Raw genomic sequence first — 22,797 nt, 5'->3', positions numbered from 1 at the left:
GGAGACAGGGGCTCCCAGGGCGGCCGTCGCAAACGGCACGGCCCCGGAAAACGGGATCCCCTGGATGATCGCGGCGGTGCGCCCCCGAACAGCGCGGCCCCTTGAAAGGCGGCCTCCGGACGGCGCGGCTTCCCGGACGACGGCCTCGGACAACGGCCTTCGAACGACGCGGGCCCCGAACCTCGGTCTCGGACGACGGGCCCCGACAACGGCCCCGAACGGCGCGGGCCCCGGGAACGGAGGTTCCCGGGGCCCGCGCCGTGTGGCTCCTCAGTCGAGGTAGTCGCGAAGCATCTGCGCCCGCGTCGGGTGCCTGAGCTTGGCGAGGGTCTTCGACTCGATCTGCCGGATGCGCTCGCGCGTCACGCCGAACTCCCGGCCGACCTCCTCCAGGGTCCGGGGATGCCCGTCCGCGAGCCCGAAGCGCAGCTGGATGATGCGCTGCTCGCGATCGGAGAGGGTCGCGAGGATGTCGTCGAGCTGGTCCTGCAGCATGATGAAGGCCGCCGCCTCCATCGGCACCACCGCGTCCGCGTCCTCGATGAAGTCTCCGAGGTCGGAGTCCTCCTCACCGATCGGCGACTGCAACGACACCGGCTCCTGGGCGATCCGCTGGATCTCGATCACCCGGTCGATCGGCAGGTCCATCTCCATGGCGATCTCCTCGGGCGCGGGCTCGCGGCCGAGATCCTGGTGGAGCTGGCGCTGGACCCGTACCAGCTTGTTGATCGTCTCGACCATGTGCACCGGAATCCGAATGGTGCGCGCCTGGTCCGCGATGGCCCTGGTGATCGCCTGGCGAATCCACCAGGTGGCATATGTGGAGAACTTGTAGCCCTTGGTGTAGTCGAATTTCTCGACCGCCCGGATGAGCCCGAGGTTGCCCTCCTGGATGAGATCCAGGAACAGCATCCCGCGTCCCACATATCTTTTGGCGATTGACACGACCAGCCGCAGATTGGCCTCGATCAGCCGCTGCTTGGCCCGCGTGCCCTGCCAGGCGAGCTCCTTGAACTCCGGGAAGACCAGGCGCGAGACGACGCTGGTCAGCTTGTCCTCGGCGAACAGGCCCGCCTCGATGGACTTGGCGAGCTCCACCTCCTCCTCGGCCGTGAGCAAGGGAACGCGACCGATCTCCCGCAGGTAGATGCGGACAAGATCGCTGGTCGGGGCCCTCTTTCCGACATCCTCCTCATCGGGCCGGGCGGGTTCCTCATCGCCCTGGGGCTCGAGGACCTCCACTCCGTGCTCGGCGAGCATCCGGACGACGCGTTCGAGCGCGTCGGACGGCAGCTCGGACTTGTCGAGAGCGGCGGCCACGTCATCGACCGTGACGCTTCCGCGCTCTCTTCCCTTCGTGACGAGGTCGGCCACCTGGTCTACCGATGGCGGCCCACTTGGCAGCACCGATGCACCCACGGGAGACAGTCTGCTGTATTGGGTCCCCTAAATGGCAGACCTATTTTTGTCACCGGAGGTAAGGCCCCGATCATTATCGGATCGAGACCTTATTCGGGTTTGGTGTAATCAACCCGCGGATATTAATGCCATTTACGCCGTCAGCTCCCACGGACGCGATCCATGCCCACCCGCCACCGCCGTTCCAGTACGCCGACGCGATCCACGCGCACCCGGCGCCACCGTTCCGGTGCGCCGTCGGCTCCCGGCGGCGTGGTCCGTGCGCACCCGCCGCCGCCGTTCCGGCGCGCCGTCAGCTGCCGGCGGCGCGGTCCTTGAGCACCCGCCGCTGCTGTTCCAGCGCGACCAGCTCTCCGAACAACCGGTTGTACTCCTGCTGCTCCTCGACCGGGTTCGTCCGCTGCATCCTCGACTTGAGCTGCTCGATGGCCCGCGCCACCGAGACGAGCTCCAGGGCCGCCAGCATGGCCGAGGCGTAGCGCTCCTCGCTCGCCAGGTCGGCCCGCAACTCCTCCACGGCGAAGCGGGTGACGACCCCGCGCAGGGAGTCCTCGGCCCCGCCGAGCAGCAGGTCGACCCACTCGCGCCCGCCCTGCCCCGCCGTGGCGGTGCCGCCGGAGTCGACGATCAGCCGGTAGAGGGCCGCGTGCTCGGCGAGCGTGAACGCCTCCGCGCCCAGCGCCTCGAAGCCCGGCCCGAGCAGCGCGGGACGCTGCACGGCCAGCCGCAGCACCTCCGCCTCGGTGCGGACGCCGGGGTCGGTGAGGTCGGCGACCTTGCGGGGCCCCGCGGGGCGCTGGGCGCGCGGCTGGGCCGCCGCCGAGGAGACCTCGGTGATCCGGTCGAGGACGAAGCGCTCGTTGTTGAAGCCCAGCCACCGGTCGAGGTCGACGGCGTACAGCTGGCGCAGGGATCTGTCCTTGATGCCGGCCACGATCGGGGCGGCGGCGTCGAGGGCGGAGAGGCGTCCCTCGTTGGTGCTCACGTCGTAGCGGGAGATCACGCTGCGGATGGCGAACGCGAACAGCGGCTCGCGCCCGGCGATCAGGTCGCGCACGGCCGCCTCGCCGTGCCTGACGCGCAGGTCGCACGGGTCGAGGCCGTCGGCCTGCACGGCGACGAAGGTCTGGGTGACGAACTTCTGCTCGTCGGCGAAGGCGCGCAGGGCCGCCTTCTGGCCCGCCGCGTCGCCGTCGAAGGTGAAGACCACCTCGCCGTGCGACCCCGACTGGTCGAGCAGCAGCCGCCGGAGCACCTTGATGTGCTCCTCGCCGAACGCGGTGCCGCAGGTGGCCACCGCCGTCGGCACGCCCGACAGGTGACAGGCCATCACGTCGGTGTAGCCCTCGACGATCACGGCCTGGGAGCGCTTGGAGATCTCACGCTTGGCCAGGTCGACGCCGTAGAGGACCTCGCTCTTCTTGTAGAGCGGGCTTTCCGGGGTGTTCAGGTATTTCGGCCCGTCTTCGGCTTCGTTCAATTTCCGTGCGCCGAAACCGATGACATCGCCGGTTATGTCGCGGATGGGCCAGACCAGTCGTCCCCTGAAACGGTCGATCGGGCCGCGCCGCCCCTCCTTGGCCAGCCCGCCCTTGATCAGCTCCGCGGTGGTGAAGCCCCGGGCCATCAGGTGCCGCGAGAGGGCCTCCCACTCGGCGGGGGCGTACCCGACGCCGAAGCGCTCGGCGTCGACCCGCTCGAACCCGCGCTCCGACAGGAACCTGCGCCCGATCGCGGCGTCGGGGGCGGACAGCTTCGAGACGTAGAACTCCGCCGCCGCCTTGTGGGCCTCGATCAGACGGATGCGCTCGCCCTGCTCGCGCCCGGGGACGTAGCCGCCCTGCTCGTAGCGGAGCTGGACGCCCGCCCGGTTGGCCAGCCGCTCGACCGCCTCGCCGAACGACAGGTGCTCCAGGCGCCGGACGAAGGTGATGACGTCACCGCCCTCGGCGCAGCCGAAGCAGTACCAGTATCCCCGGGTGGGGGTCACGTTGAAGGACGGGCTCTTCTCCTCATGGAAGGGGCAGAGCCCTTTCAGGTTGCCGCCGCCCGCGTTGCGGAGCTGGATGTGCTCGCCCACGATGTCGGCGATCGGTGAGCGCTCCCGTACGAGCGCGATGTCCTCATCACTGATCCGGCCTGCCACGCCGCGAGTCTAGTCCGGCCCTCCGACAGGTCGGGGCGACGAGCCGCCCCGCACCCCGCTCCTGTCTTCCGGCAGGCCGGGACACCACCACCGGGACAGGAGGGACGGGGAGGGACAGGAGGAACGACGACTTTCCCGAAGTGGTCGTGACCAATCAGGACGTCGGTTACAAAGGTAAAGGCGGATTCTCGATAATGTACGCGGGTGGAGATCATGCGATCGGGGCACATAGCACGATTGGCCGCTGTGACCGGCGCGGTGCTCGTCACCGGGGCCTGCGCGTCGCCGGGCGGGGTCGCGGGCATCGGCACGGTGGCCCCGACCCCCGGAGCGGAGTCCGCCGCCGGGTCGCCGGCCTCGTCGGTCACCGCGACCATGCCCGCGGCGACCCCGAGCCCGGCCCGGCAGACGGCGGTCGACCGCCCCAAGGCCGACCCCCCGGTGCGCGTCCCGCCGCCGAAGGTTTCCAAGCACACCTACGCCTTCCCGGTGAAGGGCTGCTCGGTCACCTACGAGAGCAGGCTCCTGGTGTTGCCCAAGACCACGATCTGGGCGGGCAAGGGCTGCGCGTTCGTCTCGCCGGTGAACGGCGTGGTCGACGAGGTCAACGCCAAGAACCGGTGGACGCCCTCCACCGACCGCGGCGCCGACCGTGAGGGCCGGTTCGTCACGGTCGTCGGCGACGACGGCGTGCGCTACCTCGGCGGCCACCTGGACAAGATCGCCACGGGGATCAGGCCGGGGCTGCGCGTCAGCGCCGGTCAGGTCCTGGGCCAGGTCGGCAACTCGGGCAACGCCCGCTCGACCGCCAGCAACCTCTACTTCGCCATCTCCTGGAAGACCCCGTCCTCGATGTGGTGGGTGCGCCGGGGCATGGTCAAGCCCTGGAACTACCTGGACGCCTGGCTGAAGGGCAACCCCACGCTCTCCCCCGGCGATGAGATGCGTGCCGTGATGAACCAGACGGGGGTGGCCCCCCGGTGCTTCACCCTGTGCGCGTCGAAGCCGCAGCCGACGAAGAAGCCCACCAGGAAGCCGAAGCCCCAGGAGCCCGTGCAGATCCCGCTGGTCGGCACCGGCACCTGACGCACGGAACGTGACACGACCCGTCAGCGGCCCGCCAGGGCGCGGTGCCAGGCGACCGCGGAGGTGTCGGTGAGCGAGGCGATCTGGTCGATGACCACGCGGAGCCGTCCGGCGTCGCCGCCGGCCCTGGTGAAGGCGGGCTTGAACGCGGGCTCCAGGGTGCCGGGGGCGCCCAGCATGATGTGGTGGGCCAGGTCGTGGATCAGCTCGCGCTGCCTGGCCTGGTTGGCGTTGTGCGCGTCGCTGGCCATCACGTAGTGGGCCGTGACCCCCTTGAGCAGCGCGCACTGCAGCCGGGTGGCCCTGGGCACGATCAGGTCGGCGCTGTAGCGCCCGGCCGCCGGTCCGTACGCCTCGCGGGTGGCGACCTCCGCGGACTTGCAGAAGTGGCCGATGAGCGAGCTGGTCAGCCCCTTGATCGCGGCGAGGTCGGCGAGTGAGCGGTCGAAGTGGCGCGGCCAGAGCGGCTGGGTGATCAGGCGTCCGAAGAGGTCCTCCAGCTCGCCGGGCTCGGCGTCGGGGGCGTACCACTCGCGGGTGGTCGCGCAGACCTCGCGGCGCTCCGCCGGGTCGCGCATCGCCTCCAGCACCACGCTGCCGGAGTGCAGGGCGTCCTCCAGGTCGTGCACGGAGTAGGCGACGTCGTCGGCCCAGTCCATGATCTGGGCCTCGAAGCTGACCTGTCCCTCGGGCGCACCCTCCCTGATCCACTCGAAGACCGGCATGTCGTCGTCGTAGACGCAGTACTTGGCACTCGTCTCGCGGGTCCACGGGTATTTGACGGCGGCGTCCAGGGAGGCGCGGGTGAGGTTGAGCCCGGCACTGCGGCCGTCCTCGGTGACGACCTTGGCCTCCAGCCGGGTCAGCAGGCGCAGGCTCTGCGCGTTGCCCTCGAAGCCCCCGCACCCGGCGGCCACCTCGTTGAGCGCCGTCTCACCGTTGTGCCCGAACGGCGGGTGGCCGAGGTCGTGGGCCAGGCACGCGGTCTCCACCAGATCGGGGTTGCGGCCGAGTGTCTCCCCCATCTCGCGGCCGATCTGCGCGCACTCCAGGGAGTGGGTCAGGCGGGTGCGGGGGATGTGCTGGCCACTGCCGAAGGTCTCTCCGGGACCGACGACCTGCGTCTTGGCGGCGAGCCTGCGGAGCCCGGCGCTGTGCAGCACCCGCGCCCGGTCGCGCTCGAACGAGCTTCGTTCGGGGTTGCCGGGAGGTTCCGGCACCCACCTGGCCTGATCGTGTTCGTCGTAGCCATGCATAAGTGCCCTGATTTTATCCGCGAAAGGGCCCTCCCATGCCGAACGGCGAGAAAACACCTGGTTACCGGGCATGCGCCGCCGTTCCCCGCCTCTCCCCACCCGTCCCCGCCCGTCCGTGTCGAGGGCGGCCCGTTGGAAGAGGTACGACCGAGTTGGGCGCGCACCCGGGCCCGCGGCCGCCCCGGTGAGGGCGGGACGGCCGCGGGGACCGGCTCGGCGGGACGTCACCTCCGGCGGTGCCGGAGCGCCCCGCGAAGCGGACGGGGATCAGCGGACGCGAAGCCGCCCCGCGAAGCGGACGGGGGTCAGCGGGTGTCGGAGCCGCCGCACACCAGGGTGGCGCGGGCGGCCTCCAGGCGGGCGACCGGGATGCGGAACGGCGAGCAGGACACGTAGTCGAGACCGGCCTGGTGGCAGAAGTGGATCGAGTCCGGGTCGCCGCCGTGCTCGCCGCAGATGCCCAGCTTCAGGTCGGGACGGGTCGCGCGGCCCCGCTCGACGGCGATCTCGACGAGCCTGCCGACTCCGTCGCGGTCCAGGGTCTCGAACGGGGAGACACCGAAGACGCCCAGCTCCAGATACTTGGCGAAGAAGGCGGCCTCGACGTCGTCCCGGGAGAAACCCCAGGTCATCTGGGTCAGGTCGTTGGTGCCGAAGGAGAAGAACTGGGCGGCCTCGGCGATCTGGCCGGCGGTCAGCGCCGCGCGGGGCACCTCGATCATCGTGCCGATCAGCGCGTCGACGCCGGTCTCCTCCAGGATCTGCCGCGCCTCGTCCTTGACGTGCTCCAGCTCCTGTACGGCGGCCACCAGCGGAATCATGATCTCCGGGCGGCTGCCGGGCACGGCCCTGGCCGCCTCCGCGATCGCCCGGACCTGCATGGCGAAGACGCCGGGGATGACCAGGCCGAGCCGGACGCCGCGCAGGCCCAGCATCGGGTTCTCCTCGTGGAGCCGCTTGAGCGCGATCAGCAGCTTGCGGTCCTTCTCCTCCACCGCGTCGCCGGCGAGGGCGACCTTCACCGACAGCTCGGTGTAGTCGGGCAGGAACTCGTGCAGCGGCGGGTCGATCAGGCGGATCGTGACGGGCAGGCCCTCCATCGCCTGGAAGATCTTCGCGAAGTCCGCCCGCTGCAGCGGCTCCAGCGCGGCCAGCGCCCGCTCGCGCTCCTCCGCGGAGGTGGCCAGCACCAGGTCCTCGACCAGGGCGCGGCGCTCGCCGAGGAACATGTGCTCGGTGCGGCAGAGCCCGATGCCCTGGGCGCCGAACCTGCGCGCCCTGGCGGAGTCCTCGCCGGTGTCGGCGTTGGCGCGCACGTCCATCCGGCGTACCTCGTCGGCGTGGGACATGATCCGGTGCACGGCGCGGACGAGCTCGTCGTCCCGGTCGCCCGAGCCCTCGAAGTACTCCACGACCGGGGAGGGGACCACCGGCACCTCGCCGAGGTAGACGGCCCCGCTGGTGCCGTCGATGGAGATGACGTCGCCCTCGGAGACCACGAGGCCGGAGGCGGTGGTGAACGTGCGGTCCGCGGCGGAGACGTCCAGCTCCTCGGCGCCGCAGACGCAGGTCTTGCCCATGCCCCTGGCGACCACGGCGGCGTGCGAGGTCTTGCCCCCGCGGCTCGTCAGCACGCCCTGGGCGGCGATCATCCCGGCCAGGTCGTCGGGGTTGGTCTCGCGGCGGACCAGGATGACGGCCTCGCCCTCCCCGGCGAGCTCGACGGCCCGTTCCGTGGAGAAGACGGCCTTGCCGACGGCCGCGCCCGGCGAGGCGTTCATCCCCCTGGCGATCACCTTGCTGCCGGCGTCCTCGGCGAACCTGGGGAACATGAGCTGGGCGAGCTGGTCGCCGGTCACCCGCGTCACGGCCTCGTCGAGGTCGATCACGCCCTGGTCGACGAGCTGCACGGCGATGCGGAACGCGGCGCCCGGGGTTCGTTTGCCCACCCGGGTCTGGAGCATCCAGAGCTTGCCGCGCTCGACCGTGAACTCGATGTCGCACAGGTCGCGGTAGTGGTCCTCCAGCGTCTTCATCGTCCGCATGAGCTCGTCGTAGACGCTTTTGTCGATGCCCTCCAGCTCCTGCAGCCGCATGGTGTTGCGGATGCCCGCGACCACGTCCTCGCCCTGGGCGTTCTGCAGGTAGTCGCCGTACACGCCCTGCTGGCCGCTGCCGGGGTCGCGGGTGAAGGCCACCCCGGTGCCGGAGTCCATGCCGCAGTTGCCGAAGACCATCGAGCAGACGCTGACCGCGGTGCCCAGGTCGGCCGGGATGCGCTCCTGGCGGCGGTACAGGACCGCGCGCGGGGCGTTCCACGACGCGAACACCGCCTCCACCGCCATGCGCATCTGCAGGTGCGGGTCGGAGGGGAAGTCCTCGCCCGTCTTGGCCCGCACGATCTCCTTGTACGTCGCGACCAGGCGCCTGAGGTCGGCCGCCTCCAGTTCCAGGTCGTCGCGGCCGCCCTTGAGCTCCTCCAGGGCGTTGTCGAAGAGCTCGCCGTCGATGTCCTGGACGGTCTTGCCGAACATCTGGATGAGGCGCCGGTAGGAGTCCCAGGCGAAGCGCTCGTTGCCGCCGGCCTGTTTGGCCAGCCCGTGCACCGAGTCGTCGTTGAGCCCGATGTTGAGGACGGTCTCCATCATGCCGGGCATCGAGAACGCGGCTCCGGAGCGCACGCTCACCAGGAGCGGGTCGTCGGCCTGGCCCAGCCGGCGGCCCATCGTGGCCTCCAGGGCGGCCAGGTGCTCGGAGACCTCCTCCTGCATCCCCTCGGGAGAGATGCCGTTCGCGAGGAAGCTCCGGCACGCCTCGGTGGTGATGGTGAAGCCGGGGGGCACCGGCAGCCCGAGGTTGGTCATCTCGGCGAGGTTCGCCCCCTTGCCGCCGAGCAGGTCCCTGAGATCTTTGTTGCCCTCGGTGAAGTCGTAAACGTACTTCGGCACGGTTGCTCCTTCTGCGACTTCAAACGCCGTCTGGTTCCGCCTCCCTCCGGACTCTACCGACGAACAAGGCGACGAAACGGCACACACCTCGCGAAGCGACATTGTCGCAGCTCAGAGCGGGTAAACCGGTCTAATCCAATTCAAATCAAGACCAAATACGAGAGGATATCGATCGTCCAGAAAATTGGTTTACACCAATTGGTATAAACCAATTCCCCGCGCATTCAAACCCGTTCACGGCCGGTTCAGCGACCCGCCAGGCCCGCCTCGGCGAGGGGGTTCAGGTCGGGAACCTCCCCCTCCGCGGGACCCTCGCCGGGCGGCAGCCACAGCACGAACACACTCCCCTCGCCCAGCCGGGAGAACAGGCGCACGTACCCGCCGTGCGACTCCACGATCTGGCGGACGATCGCCAGGCCCAGCCCGCTGTGCCGGTCACGGCGGCTGGTCTGGCCGCGCCAGAACCGGTCGAACACCCGCGCGTGGTCGTCCTCGGGCACCCCGGGCCCGGCGTCGCGCACCGCCACCCAGATCCAGCCCTCGGCACGGCCGGCCGCCACGACGACCTCGCTCCCGCCGGGCGCGAGCCGTACCGCGTTGGAGAGCAGGTTGCCCACGGCCCGGCGCAGGGCGTCGTGGTCCCCCACCCCGCGCAGCCCGGCGGGCAGCGTCCTGCGGATCGACAGCCCGCGCCCGGCCGCGAGCGTGGTGAACTCCTCGGCCGCCTCGGCGGCCAGCGCCCCCACGTCCACCTCGGCGTCGGCCAGCGCGGGCGCGGACCGGCGCGCGGTCGCCAGCAGGTCCTCGACCAGGCGGGTCATCCGGGTGGTGGCCCGGTCCACGATGGCCACCGCGCGCATCCGCTCCTCCTCGGTGCTGTCGGGCGAGGCGAGGACGGCGTCCACGTTGGCCCGGATGATGGCCAGCGGGCTGCGCAGCTCGTGGGAGGCGTCGTCGATCAGCTGCCGCTGCGCCAGGAAGGCTCCCTCCAGGCGGCCGAGCATGGTGTCGACGGTGTCGGCGAGGTCGCGGAGCTCGTCCTTCGGGCCGGTGAGCAGGATCCGCCGCGACAGGTCGGTGCCCTGGATCTCGGCGGCGGCCCTGGTGATCGAGCGCACCGGGCGCAGCACCCGGCCCGAGAGGACCCACCCGATGCCGAAGCTCGCCAGGAAGAGCCCGCCCAGGGTGAGGAACGAGTAGTCGCGCAGGGTCCGCAGGGTGAGCAGGTTGACCGCGTTCTCGACCTCGGCGAGCTCGACGACGGGGGCCTTGCCGACGTAGCGCTCGGTGTCGACGCTGTAGAGCTTGGCCTGCTGGACGGTGTAGGGCCGCTCCTCGGCGCTCCTGGCCACGGCGACGTACAGCAGGCCGATGACCAGCGCGGTGAGCAGGAACAGCAGGCTGGAGTACAGGACGGTCAGCCGGAAGCGGATCGTCTGCACGAAGGAGAGCCTCATGTGTCCTCCCGTAACCGGTAGCCCTTGCTGACCACGGTCTCGATCACGGCGTCGGCGCCGAGCTTGCGCCGCAGGTTCCCGACCGTCACCCGCACGGTGTTGGTGAACGGGTCGGTGTGCTCGTCCCAGACGTGCTCCAGCAGCTCCTCGGCGGAGACGACGTGCCCGGGGCGGGTCATCAGGTAGTGCAGGACCCCGAACTCCTTGGGGGTCAGGCCCAGCTCGCGCCCGGTCGAGTGGGCCTCCACCCGGGAGGTGTCCAGCCGCAGCGCCCCCACCTGAAGGATCGCGGTGCCGCCGCCCGGCTCCCTGCGCAGCAGCGCGCGGACGCGGGCCAGGAGTTCGGGGAAGGCGAACGGTTTGACCAGGTAGTCGTCGGCGCCCTCGTCCAGCCCCCTGACCCGGTCGTCCAGCCGGTCCCGCGCGGTCACCATGATGATCCGCACCGCCTGGCCCTGGTCGGTCCCGCGCAGTGCCCGGCACACCTCGAAACCGTCCCCTCCGGGCAGGTTGAGGTCGAGAAGGACCAGGTCGTAGGAGTTGACCTGGAGCTTCTCGCGCGCCTGGGCCACGTCGTAGGCGACGTCGACCGCGTACCCGGCCCGGACGAGCCCCACGCGCAGGGCGTCGACCAGGTCTTCCTCATCTTCGACAACGAGCAGTCGCATGGTACGAACCTAGGTCGTGCGCGGCCGGAAACGCGGATGCCACCGCCATGCCGCGCTCGCGTTCGCGTTCCTGTGCGCACCGTCCACCCGCGCTCACTCCCGGATGATTCGTTCGGCGACGGGAGCGGCCCGATCGATGGGGATGGCGAAACCGATGCCGATGGACCCGGCGCCCCGCCGCGAGAGCGTCGCGATCGCGGTGTTGACCCCGATCACCTCGCCCCTGGCGTTGACCAGCGGGCCCCCCGAGTTGCCGGGGTTGATGGAGGCGTCGGTCTGCAGCGCGGTCTGCCCGCGCCCGCCCAGCCGCACCTGGCGGTCGAGGGCGCTGACGATGCCGCCGGTGACCGTGCCCGCCAGTCCCAGCGGGGAACCGACGGCCAGCACCTGGTCCCCCACCGCGAGGTCCGCGGACCTCCCCAGCTCCGCTGGGACCAGCCCGCGGGCGTCGTCCACCCTGAGCACCGCGAGGTCGTAGGCCTCGTCGGTGCCCACGACGGTGGCGGGCAGCCGCCGCCCGTCGCCGAGCACGACGGTGACGCTCGCGCCACCGGCCAGGACGTGCGCGTTGGTGAGCAGGTGCCCGGCACCGTCGATCACGAAGCCGGAGCCAGAGCCCCGGCCCGACTCGACCGACACGACGCTCGGCAGCACCTTGGCCGCCGTGCCGCTGAGGCCGCCCGCCGGACTTGACGGGCCGGACGGGCCGGACGGGCCGGACGGGCCCGCGGTGGATCGGGGCAGCGCCACGGGAGCGGGCCGCTCCTCCCCCGCCAGCCGGGCCGCCGCGACGCCCGACGCGCCGCCGGTGACCAGGGCGACGAGCGCGGCGGCGACCAGGACGCGTCCCGTTCCCGCCCCGCGCGCGACGGTCACCCGGCCCGCCGGTGGGCCGGTCTCCTCCGGCGGCGCGGCCGGGGGCGGGTCCCCCGGCGTGAAACCCGGCCCGCGGGGCCGCCCGAGCCCGGGGGGCCGATCGTGTGACGTCACCATGGCCGACTCCTCAAAGGATCCTCGAGAACCAGAACAGGGAGGTCCCGGCCGCCACGACCGCGCCGAGCAGGGCCACCCCCACGAACCACGGCCAGACCTCCTGCCGCTCGGTCCGGTAGCCCACCGAGCTGCCGATGTCGTCGTAGACCGCCCGCAACTCGCCGCCGGAGGCCGCCTCGTAGAACCCTCCGCCGGTGCTCTCCGCCAGCTCGCGCAGCGCCGGGCCGTCCACCGGCACCCGCGTCTCCCGGCCGCCCATCTGGATCGTGCCATCGGAGGTGCCGTACGCGATGGTCGAGACCGGTACGCGCCGGGAGGCCGCCTCCCGCGCGGCCAGCTCCGGCGTCCGGCCCATGGTGCTCGACCCGTCGGACATCAGCACGATGTGGGCGGGCGGCCGCTCCTGGCCCGCCTCCCGCCCCTCCAGGGCCTCGATCGCGTCCAGGGACGAGAACACCGCCTCGCCGATGGCCGTACCGGAGTCCGTGGTGAGCCGGTCGATCGCGGACAGCACCGCCGCCCTGTCGGCGGTGGGCGGCACGCTCACCGAGGCGGAGGACGAGAACGTGACCAGGCCCAGGTTGAACCGGGCGGGCAGGTCCCCGACGAACCGCCGCGCGGCCTCCCGGGCCGCCGCGAACCGGTTCGGCACCACGTCCGTGGCCTGCATCGACGCCGAGACGTCGAACGCCACGATGATCGTCGCCTGCTCCCTCGGGACCCGCATCTCGGCCGTCGGCCGCGCGAACCCGACGACGAGAAGCACCAGCATCCCCATGAACGCCGCGGCGGGCACGTGCCTGCGCCACCCGGGCCCCCTGGGCGCGAGCTTGTCCAGCAGGTCCAGGTTGGTGAACCGCAGGGCGTACCGGCTGCGCCGCAGATACATGACGACGTACAGAGCCGCGATCATCAGGGCGGGGACCAGCAGCCACAACCAGACGGGAGACAGGAACGTCATGCCGCACCTCCTCTCATGCCCTGCGCGCCACGGGCCCGCGCCAGGCGGCGCCGCAGCATGACGTGACGGACCAGGTCGCGGACCCAGTCGCGGTCGGTGTCCAGGCGCAGGTGCGCGGCCCCGCACCGGCGCAGGGCGGTCGCGATGGCCGCCCGCTGGCCCGCGGCGGCCTCGGCGTAGCGCTCGCGAAGGCGGGCGCCGGCCGTGGAGACCTCCCTGCGGCGGCCGGTCTCCGGGTCGACGAGGGTGAGCACGCCCACGTCGGGCAGGGTCAGCTCCCTGGGGTCGACGACCTCCACCGCGAGGAGCTGGTGGCGGAGCGCAAGGTGGCGCAGCGGCCTCTCCCAGGTCTCAGGGGGGTCGAGGAAGTCCGAGACGACGACCACGAGCCCGCGGCGGCGCACGACCCGGCGCAGGTCGTCGGCGGCCGGGCCGACGCGCGGCGCCGGGACGCCCGGCTCGGTGCGCGGCAGCGAGAACACGGCGTTCAGCAGCGCCATGAGATGCGGGCGCCCGCTCCTGGCGGGGAAGCGCCGGACCTCGCCGCCGTGCAGGAGGTGCGCCCCGACCCGGTTGCCCGTCCGCTCGGTGAGGAACCCGACCGCCGCGACGGCGGCGAGCGCGAGTTCCCGCTTCTCCATCAGCGCGGTGCCGAAGTCCATGCTGGCGCTGGCGTCGAGCAGCACCCAGGTCTCCAGCTCCCGATCGGCGATCATGTCCCGCACGTGCGGCTCCGTCGTGCGGGCGGTGACGTTCCAGTCCATCCGGCGCACGTCGTCACCCGGCGCGTACGGCCTCGCCTCGGCGAGCTCGCCGCCCGGGCCCGGGGTGAGCCCCCGGTGGTCGCCCTGGAGCAGCCCGTCCAGGCGCCTGACGACCGTCAGCTCCAGCCGCCGGAGCACCCGCTCGGACAGCAGGTGCCGCATCAGGCCGCCTCTCCCTGCCCGGGGGCGATCCTGGGCATCGGGATCGCCGCGGCCACCCGGTCCACGATGTGCCGGGGGGAGACGTCGTCGGCCAGCGCGTCGAACGACGGCACCAGCCGGTGCGCGATGACGTCACCGGCCAGGTCCGCGACGTCCTCGGGCAGCACGTAGTCGCGCCCGCGCAGCAGCGCCAGCGCGCGGGCCGCGGCGACCAGGCCGAGCGTCGCGCGGGGGCTCGCGCCGAAGGCGAGCAGCGGGGCGACGTCCGCCAGCCCGAACCGCGCGGGCTCCCGGGTCGCGTATACCAGCCGGACCGCGTACTCGGCGACGGCGTGGTGGACGAAGACCTCGTCCACGGCCGCCTGGAGCTCCAGCAGCCGCTGCGCGTCGAGCACCCGCCGGGAGGCCGGCCGGCCGGTGCTCATCCTGTAGAGGATCGCGAGCTCCTCCGACTCGCTCGGGTACCCCACGTCGATCTTCATCAGGAAGCGGTCCCGCTGGGCCTCGGGCAGGTGGTAGACCCCCTCCGACTCGATCGGGTTCTGGGTCGCCAGGACCAGGAACGGGGCGGGCACCGGGTGGGTGCGTCCGCCGATGCTCACCTGGCGCTCGGCCATCACCTCCAACAGCGCCGACTGGACCTTGGCCGGAGCCCTGTTGATCTCGTCGGCGAGCACGAAGTTGGCCATCACCGGGCCCAGCTCGATGTCGAAGCTCTCCGTGGACGGCCGGTAGATGCGGGTGCCGACGATGTCGGCGGGCACCAGGTCGGGCGTGAACTGGATCCGGGCGAACGAGCCGCCCACCACACCGGCGAGCGTCTCGGCCGCCAGCGTCTTGGCGATGCCGGGAACCCCCTCCAGGAGGCAGTGCCCCCGGGCGAGGACCGCGACGAGCAGGCGCTCGACCATGCGGTCCTGGCCGACGATCACCCGCTTGACCTCGAACAGCGCCCGCCCGAGCACGGCGCTCTCCGCTCTGTCGTCTTCGACCTCCCTCATGTGGTCGGCGCGCCCGGTGTACTCGCTCACGGGGCGATCGCGGAGGTCGGGGCCGGGCAGTCGTCGACGAGCAGCCGCAGCTCGATCGCGCCGTGGGCGGGTCGCGGGTCGGCGTGAGCGGCACTCCCGGTGAGCAGGAAGACGACCCCGCCGAGGGCCACCACCCCCGGAACGGTCTTCCAAGGTGATACGCGTGCCATCGTTCTCCCCTTCGTCGAACGAACGATCACCCTGATGTCATCAGAGACCTCCGAAAACCGCCGTAAGCCTGCTTTTTATCTCGTCTTTCGCCCCGGTCCGGCCGGTGGGGAGAGGGCCGGGGCCGGGAAAGGCGACGGCCGGCGGCCCCCTGGTGTGGGGGCCGCCGGCCGTGGCCGGTCGGGCGGGGCCGACCTCAGTCGTTGAGGTGCTGGCGGAGGTAGGAGTCGACCTGGTCGAGAGCCACGCGCTTCTGGGCCATCGAGTCGCGCTCGCGGATGGTCACCGCCTGGTCGTCGAGCGTGTCGAAGTCGACGGTGATGCAGAACGGCGTGCCGATCTCGTCCTGGCGGCGGTAGCGGCGGCCGATCGCCCCCGCGTCGTCGAACTCCACGTTCCAGCGGCGGCGGAGCTGGGCGGCCAGGTCCTTGGCCTTGGGCGACAGGTCGGCGTTGCGCGACAGCGGAAGCACCGCGACCTTGACCGGCGCGAGCCGGTGGTCGAGGCGCATGACCGTGCGCTTCTCCATGACGCCCTTGGCGTTGGGCGCCTCGTCCTCGGTGTAGGCGTCGATCAGGAAGGTGAGCGTGGCCCGGTCGACACCGGCGGCCGGCTCGATGACGTACGGGACGTAGCGCTCGCCGGTGTCCTGCTCGAAGAAGCTCAGGTCGGTGCCGGAGGCCTTGCCGTGCGCGGTCAGGTCGAAGTCGGTGCGGTTGGCGATGCCCTCGAGCTCGCCCCACTCGGTGCCGGTGAAGTTGAAGCGGTACTCGATGTCGACGGTCCGCTTGGAGTAGTGGGAGAGCTTCTCCTGCGGGTGCTCGTAGATGCGCAGGTTGTCCTGGTTGATGCCCAGGTCGGTGTACCAGCGGAAGCGCTCGTCGATCCAGTACTGGTGCCACTCCTCGTCGCTGCCCGGCTTGACGAAGAACTCCATCTCCATCTGCTCGAACTCGCGGGTGCGGAAGATGAAGTTGCCCGGGGTGATCTCGTTGCGGAACGACTTGCCGATCTGGCCGATGCCGAACGGGACCTTCCTGCGCGCCGACTGCTGCACGTTGAGGTAGTTGATGAAGATGCCCTGGGCGGTCTCGGGACGCAGGTAGGCGAGGCCCGACTCGTCCTCGACCGCGCCGAGGTAGGTCTTCAGCAGGCCGCTGAACTGCTTCGGCGTGGTGAAGGCGCCCTTGGTGCCGCAGTTGGGGCAGGTGATGTCGGCCAGGCCGCCCGCCGCGGGCTTGCCGTGCTTTTCCTGGTAAGCCTCTTCAAGGTGGTCGGCCCGGTAGCGCTTGTGGCACGACTGGCACTCGGTCAGCGGGTCCGTGAAGGTCTCCACGTGGCCGCTGGCCTGCCACACCTCGCGGGCCAGGATCACCGAGGAGTCGAGACCGACCACGTCGTCACGTCCCTGCACCACGGTCTTCCACCACTGCCGCTTCACGTTGTTCTTGAGCTCCACGCCCAGCGGACCGTAGTCCCACGACGCGCGCAGGCCGCCGTAGATCTCGCTGGAGGGGTACACAAGACCACGCCGCTTGGCGAGGCTGACGATGGTGTCCATGATGTCCGTACGGCGTGCCATAAGGGAAAATCTCCATCCGGCTGGAGGTCGGCGAGGAATTGATTGAGCCTCCAGCTTAGGGGAGACCGACCCTCGGGACGTGCGGATAAACCATGCCGCCCCCCTGGCCCCGGCAAAGCTTCGCCCGTGCGGAGGGCGGGCCGTCAGGGGCGCTCGACGTCCTCGAACGCGCTCGGCTCATTGATCATGAGTGTCATCAGCGGATACATCGCCATCCGCGCCGCGCCCAGCGCCCTCCGGTAGAACCCGGCGCCCTCCCACTCGCTGACCAGCGCCCACAGCTCCGGCTCGTCCACCGACCTCGACACCCGGCCGCGCACGTAGCCCGGCTGCCCGGCCAGGGTGTCGACGATCTCGTGGGCCCGGAGGGTGAACTCCTCGGCCTGGCCCGGCGGCACCGAGTAACGGATGAGAGCAAGCATCCGCCCAGCATGCCAGAGCCGGTCCCCGGGCATGTCGCGGCGGGCGCGGTGGCGTTAGGCTCGACCCGTGGCCGACAAGCGTCCAGAACGCCCCGCGCACCCGCTGGCACAGCCCCGCCCCAGGCAGGGCAAGCGCCCGCTGCCCCCGGGTGAGCAGTTCTTCACACCGGGGGCGACCGGCCTGCGGCGGAAGGTCGAGCGGCGCAGCGCGGCCCCGCTCGTCTTCCTGTTCCAGCTCCCCCGGTGGATCGCCCCGGTGGCGCTGGTCATCCTCCTCCTGGCCGGATTCGCGGTGCCGTCCTTCTGGGGCGGCGTCGCCGTGCTTCCGGTGATCGGGTTCGTCTGCTGGCTCGCCTACATGTCGTGGCCGTCCCTGGGGTCCGGGGGGCGTCTGCTGCGCGTCGCGCTGCTCACCTTCCTGATCCTGCTCGCCGCCGACCGCTTCGGCGCCTTCTGAGAGCCTTCCCCTGGCGCCGGGGCCTTTCCCGGGCGCCCTCCCCTGCCGTCAGCGGGACGTGGGCAGGAGGGTGTAGCCGGGGAAGTTTCCCGGCAGTCGCTCGGTGTCGGGCCCCTGGGTGACGGCCCGGACGAGCAGCTCCCCGCCGACGAAGGCCCCCCGCCAGGAGGCGCCGAGCCCGCCGAACAGCTCCTCCCGGTCACCGCGCGAGCGGGGCGCGTTGACGCCCACCTTGAACGCCCGCACCTCCGGGGCCAGCCGCCTGACGGTCTCCTCGTCGTCGCAGGAGATCGTGGCGACCAGCGCGCCGTTGCTGGCGTTCATCGCGGCCAGCAGCTCGGCCTCGGTGTCGACCAGCACGACGGTGTCGACCGGCCCGAAGGGCTCGGCGTGGAAGAGCGGGGACGAGCGGGGCGGCGCGAGGACGGCGACGGGCGCCAGGTAGCCCGAGGTGTCCTGGCCGGGCAGGAACAGCCCGTCGTCGAGGGAGCCCCGGTAGAGGGGGATCCCGCCCTTGGCCACCGCCTCGTCCACCTGGTCGGCGAGCTCCTTGACCTTGGCACCGGTGATCAGCGGGCCGAAGTCGAGCTCGGGCGGCGGGTCGTCGGCCCCCTCCACGGCCAGCGGGTGGCCGAAGCGCACCGACCGGACCGCCGGCAGGTAGGCGGTGAGGAACTCGTGGAACAGCGAGCGCTGCACCACGAAGCGCGGGTAGGCGGTGCAGCGCTGCTTGGCGTAGTCGAAGCTCTTGCGGATCTGCCCGGTCAGCAGCTCCCAGTTGCCGTACTCCCACACCCCCCAGCAGTTGAGCCCCTCCTGCTCCAGGACGTGCCGGTGGCCGAGGTCGGCGAGCGAGGTGGCCACCTGCCCGCCCGCGTCGCGCCCGCCGACGAAGGAGACGCAGCCCAGCTCCTTGCCGCGCACCAGCGCCGGGGAGAGCTCGGCGCCCCCGCCGCTGACGAGGGTGAACGGCAGCCCCTCCTGGGCGGCGAGCGCCGTCGCGAGGGTGAGGCAGGCCAGCCCGCCGTCGGTGGGCGCCTTGGCGATGACCGCGTTGCCCGCGAGGGCCTGCACGAGCATGGCGTGCATCAGCACGCTCATCGGGTAGTTCCAGCTGGCGATGTTGCTGACCGGGCCGGCCAGGGGGACGCGGCCGGCGACCATCCGGTCGATCTCGCCGACGTACCAGCGCACCCCCTCGATGCACCGGTCGACGTCGGCCGCGGCGAGCTTCCACGGCTTGCCGATCTCCCAGACCAGCAGCAGGGTGAGCAGGTCGCGGTGGGCGGTCATCGCGTCCAGCGCCGCCGTGACGCGGGCCTTGCGCTCGGCGAGCGGCACGTGGCGCCAGAGCCGGTGCTCGTCGAGCCCGGCCCGCACCGCGCGCAGGGCGGTGGCCCTGTCGAGGCGGGGCGGGCCGGCGATGGCGGTGCCGTCCACCGGCGAGACGGCCGGTTCCGGACGGCCGTCGCGCTGCCAGAAGCCGCCCCAGTGGTTGAGCACCCGGTCGTCGTGGAAGGCCTGGGGCGCCGCCGCCACGCACCGGTCGTAGGCGTCGGACCAGGCCGACCCCGGCTTGAGCATGAGTGACATGAGCGGTCTCCTCAGTCGGACCAGTCGATGGCCAGGGCGAGCTCCTGCTCGGGCAGCGGCTCGAACTCCTTGATCGCGTCGAGTGAGGGGCCCATGGCCGCGTTCGCCTCTCTCTCGACCATGACCTCGACCAGCACCGGGAGCCGCTGCCGGTCGGACTCGGCGCTCGCCCAGGCCAGCGCGTCGCTGATCTCGCCGGGCAGCTCGACGCGCCGGGCCGGGCAGCCGAACGCCTCCATGAGCTTCACGTGGTCGACACCGCCCTCGCCGTAGTGGAGGTCGACGGCGTAGTTCATGTCGTAGGGGATCTCGGCCTGGCGGATCAGCCCGAGATACTCGTTGTTGATCATCACGATAACGAACGGGATGTGGTACTGGGCGGCGACGGCGATCTCCTCCATCAGGAACTGGAAGGAGTAGTCGCCCGCCACGGCCACCACCTGCCGCTCCGGGTAGGCGCACTTGACGCCCATGGCGGCCGGCACCTCCCAGCCCAGCGGCCCGGCCTGCCCGCAGACGAGGTAGCGGCGCGGGAGGTAGGTCTTCTGGAACTGCCCCGACCAGATCTGGTAGAGGCCGATCGCGGTGACGAACGTCGTGTCGGGGCCGTAGAAGTCGTTCAGCTCCCGGAAGACCCTCGGCGGCTTGATCGGCACGTCGTCGAAGTCGTCGCGCCGCAGCAGCGTGCCGCGCAGCTCGGCGACCCGTGCGGGCCACCGCCCGGGACGGCGGGCCTCGGTGCGGCCGGCCGCCTCCGCGGCCAGGGCCGCCAGCGTGGGCCGGGCGTGGCCGACCACGCCCAGGTCGGGCTCGAAGACCTTGCCGATCTGGGTGGGCTCGATGTCGACGTGGATGAACTTGCGGCCCCGGCGGTAGGTGTCGAGGTCGCCGGTGTGCCGGTCGCCGAACCTGGCGCCCACCGCCAGCACCAGGTCGCTCTCCAGCAGCGCCGCGTTGCCCCAGCGCGTCTGGGTCTGGATGCCCGCCATGCCGGCGAACAGGGGGTGGTCCTCGGGGAAGGCCCCCTTGCCCATCAGCGTCACCTGGACCGGAACCTGCAGGTGCTCGGCGAGCGCGCGCAGCTCGGCGGCGGCGTCGGCGATGACCACCCCGCCGCCGGCCAGGACGAGGGGCCGCCGGGCGGCCAGGAGCATGTCGATCGCCGCCCGGACCGCCGGGGCCGTGGGCTGCGGGACATCGACGGGAAGCGGGGCGTCGATCTCCGGGTCGTACAGGCAGGTGCCGCGCTGCACGTCGATCGGCAGGTCGATCAGGACGGGGCCGGGCCGCCCGGACCTGGCGATCCTGAAGGCCTCCCTGAACACCCACGGGGCCTGGGCCGGCTCCTTGAGCTGGACCGCCCACTTGGTGACGGGCTTGGCGATCTCCACGATGTCGACCGCCTGGAACGCCTCCTGGTGGAGCTTGTCGCGCGCCGCCTGTCCGGTGATGCAGATCATCGGGATGGAGTCGGCGAGGGCGGTGTAGAGGCCGGTGATCATGTTGGTGCCGGCCGGTCCCGAGGTGCCGATGCAGACGCCGACGTTGCCCGTGACCCGGGCCCAGCCGTCGGCGGCGTGGGTGCCGCCCTCCTCGTGGCGGACGGTGACGTTGCGTATGTCGCTGTGCTGGAGCGCCGCGTAGAGCGGGAGGATCGCCGCGCCCGGGATGCCGAAGACGGTGTCGACGCCTTCGGACTCCAGGACGGCCACCACGGCCTCCATACAGGGGATCCGCTTCACTGGTTGATCCTTTCGATCACCTTGAGCAGGGCGGAGTGGTCGAGGGAGCCGTGCCCCTGGGCGCGGGCCGCGGCGATGAGCTGGGCGACCAGCCCGGTGAGCGGGAGCGAGACGCCCGCCTCCCGCGCCGCGGCGACGGCGATGCCCATGTCCTTGTGGTGCAGGTCGATCCGGAAGCCGGGCGCGAACTCGCGCCTGATCATGGAGTGCCGCTTGAGGTCGAGGATGCGGGAGCCCGCCAGCCCGCCGGCCAGGACGTCGAGCCCGCCGGCGGGGTCGACCCCCGAGGCCTCCAGCAGCACGATCGCCTCGGCGACGAGGCCGTAGACGCCCCCGACGACGAGCTGGTTGGCGGCCTTCACGGTCTGTCCCGCGCCGGCGGGGCCCACGTGCACGATCGTCGTGCCGACGACCGCGAGGATCGGGCGTACGGCGGCGAAGTCGGCGGAGGCGCCTCCGACCATGATCGAGAGGGTGCCGTCGACCGCGCCGCGCTCCCCGCCGCTCACCGGGGCGTCCAGCGCCCTGATGCCCTTGACGGCCGCGGCCTGCGCGACCCGGCGGGAGGTCTCGGGCCGCACGGTGCTCATGTCGATGTGGATCAGCCCCCGCCTGCCCTGCTGGAGCAGCCCGTCGTCGCCGAAGGCCACCTCCTCCACCTGGGGCGAGTCGGGCAGCATGGTGATCACGACCTCCGCCTGCGCGACGGCCTCCGCGACGCTGCCCGCGGACTTGCCGCCGGCCACGGCGAGGGCGTCCGTCCGCTCGGCGCTCGTGTCGTAGCCGACGACGGTGTGCCCGGCCCTGACCAGGTTGGCGGCCATCGGGCTGCCCATGATCCCCAGGCCGATGAATCCGATGTTCATGAGCGGCTCACCGCTCCTCCCTCGCTCAGCGTTCATCGATACCTCCGAGGTGGGGACCCCGGGCTCCGGCCCGGGGTCGGGGGGCGCGGCCGGTCACCGCGCGCGATCCGGTGGTGTGTCCTGTACGGCCCGTGCGGGAGGTCAAGCGTCCCTCCAGCCGAAGCTGCTGGCGCTGGGACCGGCGGGGCGATACTCGAGCCCGACGTGGCCCCGGTATCCCGAGGCCTCCAGGCGCTCGAAGATCTGGTCGTACGGCATGGCGCCGGAGCCCGGCTGTCCCCGGCCGGGGTCGTCGGCGATCTGGACGTGGCCGAACCGGTGGGCGCTCGTGCCGATGAGGGCGAGCACGTCCTCGCCCATCCGGTGCAGGTGGTAGAGGTCGGCGAGGAAGGCGACGTTGTCGGCGCCCACCTGGTCGATCACCTCGAAGGCCGCCGCGGAGGAGGTGATCGGGTAGTCGGGGCTCTCGTGGGAGTTGAGCGCCTCGACCACGACCGTGGCGCCGACCCCGGCCGCCGCCTTCGCCGCGAGGGAGAGGTTGGACAGCGCCAGCTCGCGCTGGGCCTCCGGCGACAGCCCCGCCACGCTGTTTCCGTAGAGGGCGTTGAGCACCCGGCAGCCGAGCGCTCCGGCCAGGCCCGCCGCGACCTCGACGTTGGCCTGGAACCTGGCCGAGCCGTCGGGCCGCGACAGCAGGCCCCGCTCCCCCGCCGCCATGTCGCCGGCGTCGAAGTTGAGGCCGACCAGGCGCACCCCGGCCTCCTCGATCGCCCGCCGCAGGGCGTCGATCTCGCGGTCGGCCGGGCAGGGGACGGCGAAGGGCCACCAGAGCTCGACCGCGTCGAAGCCCGCCCTGGCCGCCGCCTCGAAACGCTCCGGCAGCGGCAGCTCGGTGAAGAGGATGGAGAGGTTGACGTCGAACCTCACGGCGCCTCCCCCACGCCCGTGGAGACCTTCGGGGACGGCCCGTCGAGCGTGCCCGTCTCGGCCAGTGCCGACCGCATCAGGCGGGCGGTCTCGCTCGGGGTCCGGCCGACGCGGACGCCGACCTTCTCCAGGGCGTCCTTCTTGGCCTG

19 protein-coding genes are annotated in these 22,797 nt (G+C 71.8%); 2 read left to right on the top strand and 17 right to left on the bottom strand.

What is annotated here, in order from left to right; all coding sequences use genetic code 11:
* Window positions 1-270 precede the first annotated feature (270 nt).
* Together rpoD and dnaG are read right to left on the bottom strand one after the other, a co-directional pair.
* Window positions 271-1,407 (bottom strand): RNA polymerase sigma factor RpoD, encoded by a 1,137-nt coding sequence (gene rpoD / locus AC5L38_RS36980; RefSeq protein WP_435292675.1) that lies wholly within the window; start codon window positions 1,405-1,407, stop codon window positions 271-273.
* A gap of 304 nt (window positions 1,408-1,711) precedes the next feature.
* Window positions 1,712-3,565: a DNA primase gene (gene dnaG, locus AC5L38_RS36975; protein WP_495247463.1), complete on the bottom strand. Its 1,854-nt coding sequence runs from the start codon at window positions 3,563-3,565 to the stop codon at window positions 1,712-1,714.
* Window positions 3,566-3,811: 246 nt separating this feature from the next.
* On the opposite strand from dnaG, the gene AC5L38_RS36970 reads away from it, so the two are divergent.
* Window positions 3,812-4,651 (top strand): M23 family metallopeptidase, encoded by an 840-nt coding sequence (locus tag AC5L38_RS36970; RefSeq protein WP_495247558.1) that lies wholly within the window; start codon window positions 3,812-3,814, stop codon window positions 4,649-4,651.
* A 23-nt stretch (window positions 4,652-4,674) separates the two neighbouring features.
* On the opposite strand, the gene AC5L38_RS36965 is transcribed toward AC5L38_RS36970, so the two are convergent.
* The 11 genes from AC5L38_RS36965 to AC5L38_RS36915 all read right to left on the bottom strand — a co-directional run bounded on the left by AC5L38_RS36965 (window position 4,675) and on the right by AC5L38_RS36915 (window position 17,063).
* The gene (locus AC5L38_RS36965; RefSeq protein WP_495247462.1) at window positions 4,675-5,907 is read right to left on the bottom strand and encodes a deoxyguanosinetriphosphate triphosphohydrolase; all 1,233 of its coding nucleotides are present in this window, start codon (window positions 5,905-5,907) and stop codon (window positions 4,675-4,677) included.
* A gap of 305 nt (window positions 5,908-6,212) precedes the next feature.
* On the bottom strand, window positions 6,213-8,855 hold the full coding sequence (ppdK, locus tag AC5L38_RS36960; RefSeq protein ID WP_495247461.1) for a pyruvate, phosphate dikinase: 2,643 nt from the start codon (window positions 8,853-8,855) through the stop codon (window positions 6,213-6,215).
* A 245-nt stretch (window positions 8,856-9,100) separates the two neighbouring features.
* A complete protein-coding gene (locus tag AC5L38_RS36955; protein ID WP_495247460.1) occupies window positions 9,101-10,312 on the bottom strand; it encodes a sensor histidine kinase in 1,212 nt (403 codons plus the stop codon).
* Window positions 10,309-10,980, bottom strand: coding sequence for a response regulator transcription factor (locus AC5L38_RS36950; RefSeq protein ID WP_495247459.1), 672 nt, complete (start codon window positions 10,978-10,980; stop codon window positions 10,309-10,311). Before AC5L38_RS36950 ends, AC5L38_RS36955 begins: the two co-directional genes overlap by 4 nt.
* A gap of 93 nt (window positions 10,981-11,073) precedes the next feature.
* Complete coding sequence (locus tag AC5L38_RS36945; RefSeq protein ID WP_495247458.1) at window positions 11,074-11,973, bottom strand: S1C family serine protease; 900 nt, start codon at window positions 11,971-11,973, stop codon at window positions 11,074-11,076.
* A gap of 10 nt (window positions 11,974-11,983) precedes the next feature.
* A complete protein-coding gene (locus tag AC5L38_RS36940) occupies window positions 11,984-12,934 on the bottom strand; it encodes a VWA domain-containing protein (protein WP_495247457.1) in 951 nt (316 codons plus the stop codon).
* Window positions 12,931-13,860 (bottom strand): DUF58 domain-containing protein, encoded by a 930-nt coding sequence (locus AC5L38_RS36935; protein WP_495247456.1) that lies wholly within the window; start codon window positions 13,858-13,860, stop codon window positions 12,931-12,933. The genes AC5L38_RS36940 and AC5L38_RS36935 overlap by 4 nt, the downstream gene beginning before the upstream one ends.
* A complete protein-coding gene (locus AC5L38_RS36930; RefSeq protein ID WP_495247557.1) occupies window positions 13,860-14,861 on the bottom strand; it encodes an AAA family ATPase in 1,002 nt (333 codons plus the stop codon). Before AC5L38_RS36930 ends, AC5L38_RS36935 begins: the two co-directional genes overlap by 1 nt.
* 26 nt (window positions 14,862-14,887) lie before the next feature.
* Complete coding sequence (locus AC5L38_RS36925; RefSeq protein WP_495247455.1) at window positions 14,888-15,061, bottom strand: hypothetical protein; 174 nt, start codon at window positions 15,059-15,061, stop codon at window positions 14,888-14,890.
* A 194-nt stretch (window positions 15,062-15,255) separates the two neighbouring features.
* Entirely contained in the window at window positions 15,256-16,641 is a 1,386-nt protein-coding gene (locus AC5L38_RS36920) for a glycine--tRNA ligase (protein ID WP_495247454.1), read from the bottom strand.
* A 143-nt stretch (window positions 16,642-16,784) separates the two neighbouring features.
* Window positions 16,785-17,063, bottom strand: a complete 279-nt coding sequence (locus tag AC5L38_RS36915; RefSeq protein ID WP_350977776.1) for an antibiotic biosynthesis monooxygenase family protein — start codon at window positions 17,061-17,063, stop codon at window positions 16,785-16,787.
* Between the two features lie 67 nt (window positions 17,064-17,130).
* Here AC5L38_RS36915 and AC5L38_RS36910 point away from each other — a divergent pair, with 67 nt between their 5' ends.
* A complete protein-coding gene (locus AC5L38_RS36910) occupies window positions 17,131-17,520 on the top strand; it encodes a DUF6703 family protein (RefSeq protein WP_495247453.1) in 390 nt (129 codons plus the stop codon).
* A gap of 48 nt (window positions 17,521-17,568) precedes the next feature.
* On the opposite strand, the gene AC5L38_RS36905 is transcribed toward AC5L38_RS36910, so the two are convergent.
* From AC5L38_RS36905 to AC5L38_RS36890, 4 genes are all read right to left on the bottom strand, one after another.
* Window positions 17,569-19,113: an aldehyde dehydrogenase family protein gene (locus AC5L38_RS36905; protein ID WP_495247452.1), complete on the bottom strand. Its 1,545-nt coding sequence runs from the start codon at window positions 19,111-19,113 to the stop codon at window positions 17,569-17,571.
* A gap of 11 nt (window positions 19,114-19,124) precedes the next feature.
* The gene (gcl, locus tag AC5L38_RS36900; RefSeq protein ID WP_495247451.1) at window positions 19,125-20,855 is read right to left on the bottom strand and encodes a glyoxylate carboligase; all 1,731 of its coding nucleotides are present in this window, start codon (window positions 20,853-20,855) and stop codon (window positions 19,125-19,127) included.
* Window positions 20,852-21,721 (bottom strand): 2-hydroxy-3-oxopropionate reductase, encoded by an 870-nt coding sequence (locus tag AC5L38_RS36895; RefSeq protein ID WP_495247450.1) that lies wholly within the window; start codon window positions 21,719-21,721, stop codon window positions 20,852-20,854. Before AC5L38_RS36895 ends, gcl begins: the two co-directional genes overlap by 4 nt.
* A gap of 141 nt (window positions 21,722-21,862) precedes the next feature.
* Complete coding sequence (locus AC5L38_RS36890; protein WP_495247449.1) at window positions 21,863-22,648, bottom strand: hydroxypyruvate isomerase family protein; 786 nt, start codon at window positions 22,646-22,648, stop codon at window positions 21,863-21,865.
* Between the last annotated feature and the right edge of the window lie 149 nt (window positions 22,649-22,797).

Source organism: Streptosporangium nanhuense (assembly GCF_059358815.1).
This window is presented reverse-complemented; position numbering and strand designations above follow the sequence as displayed.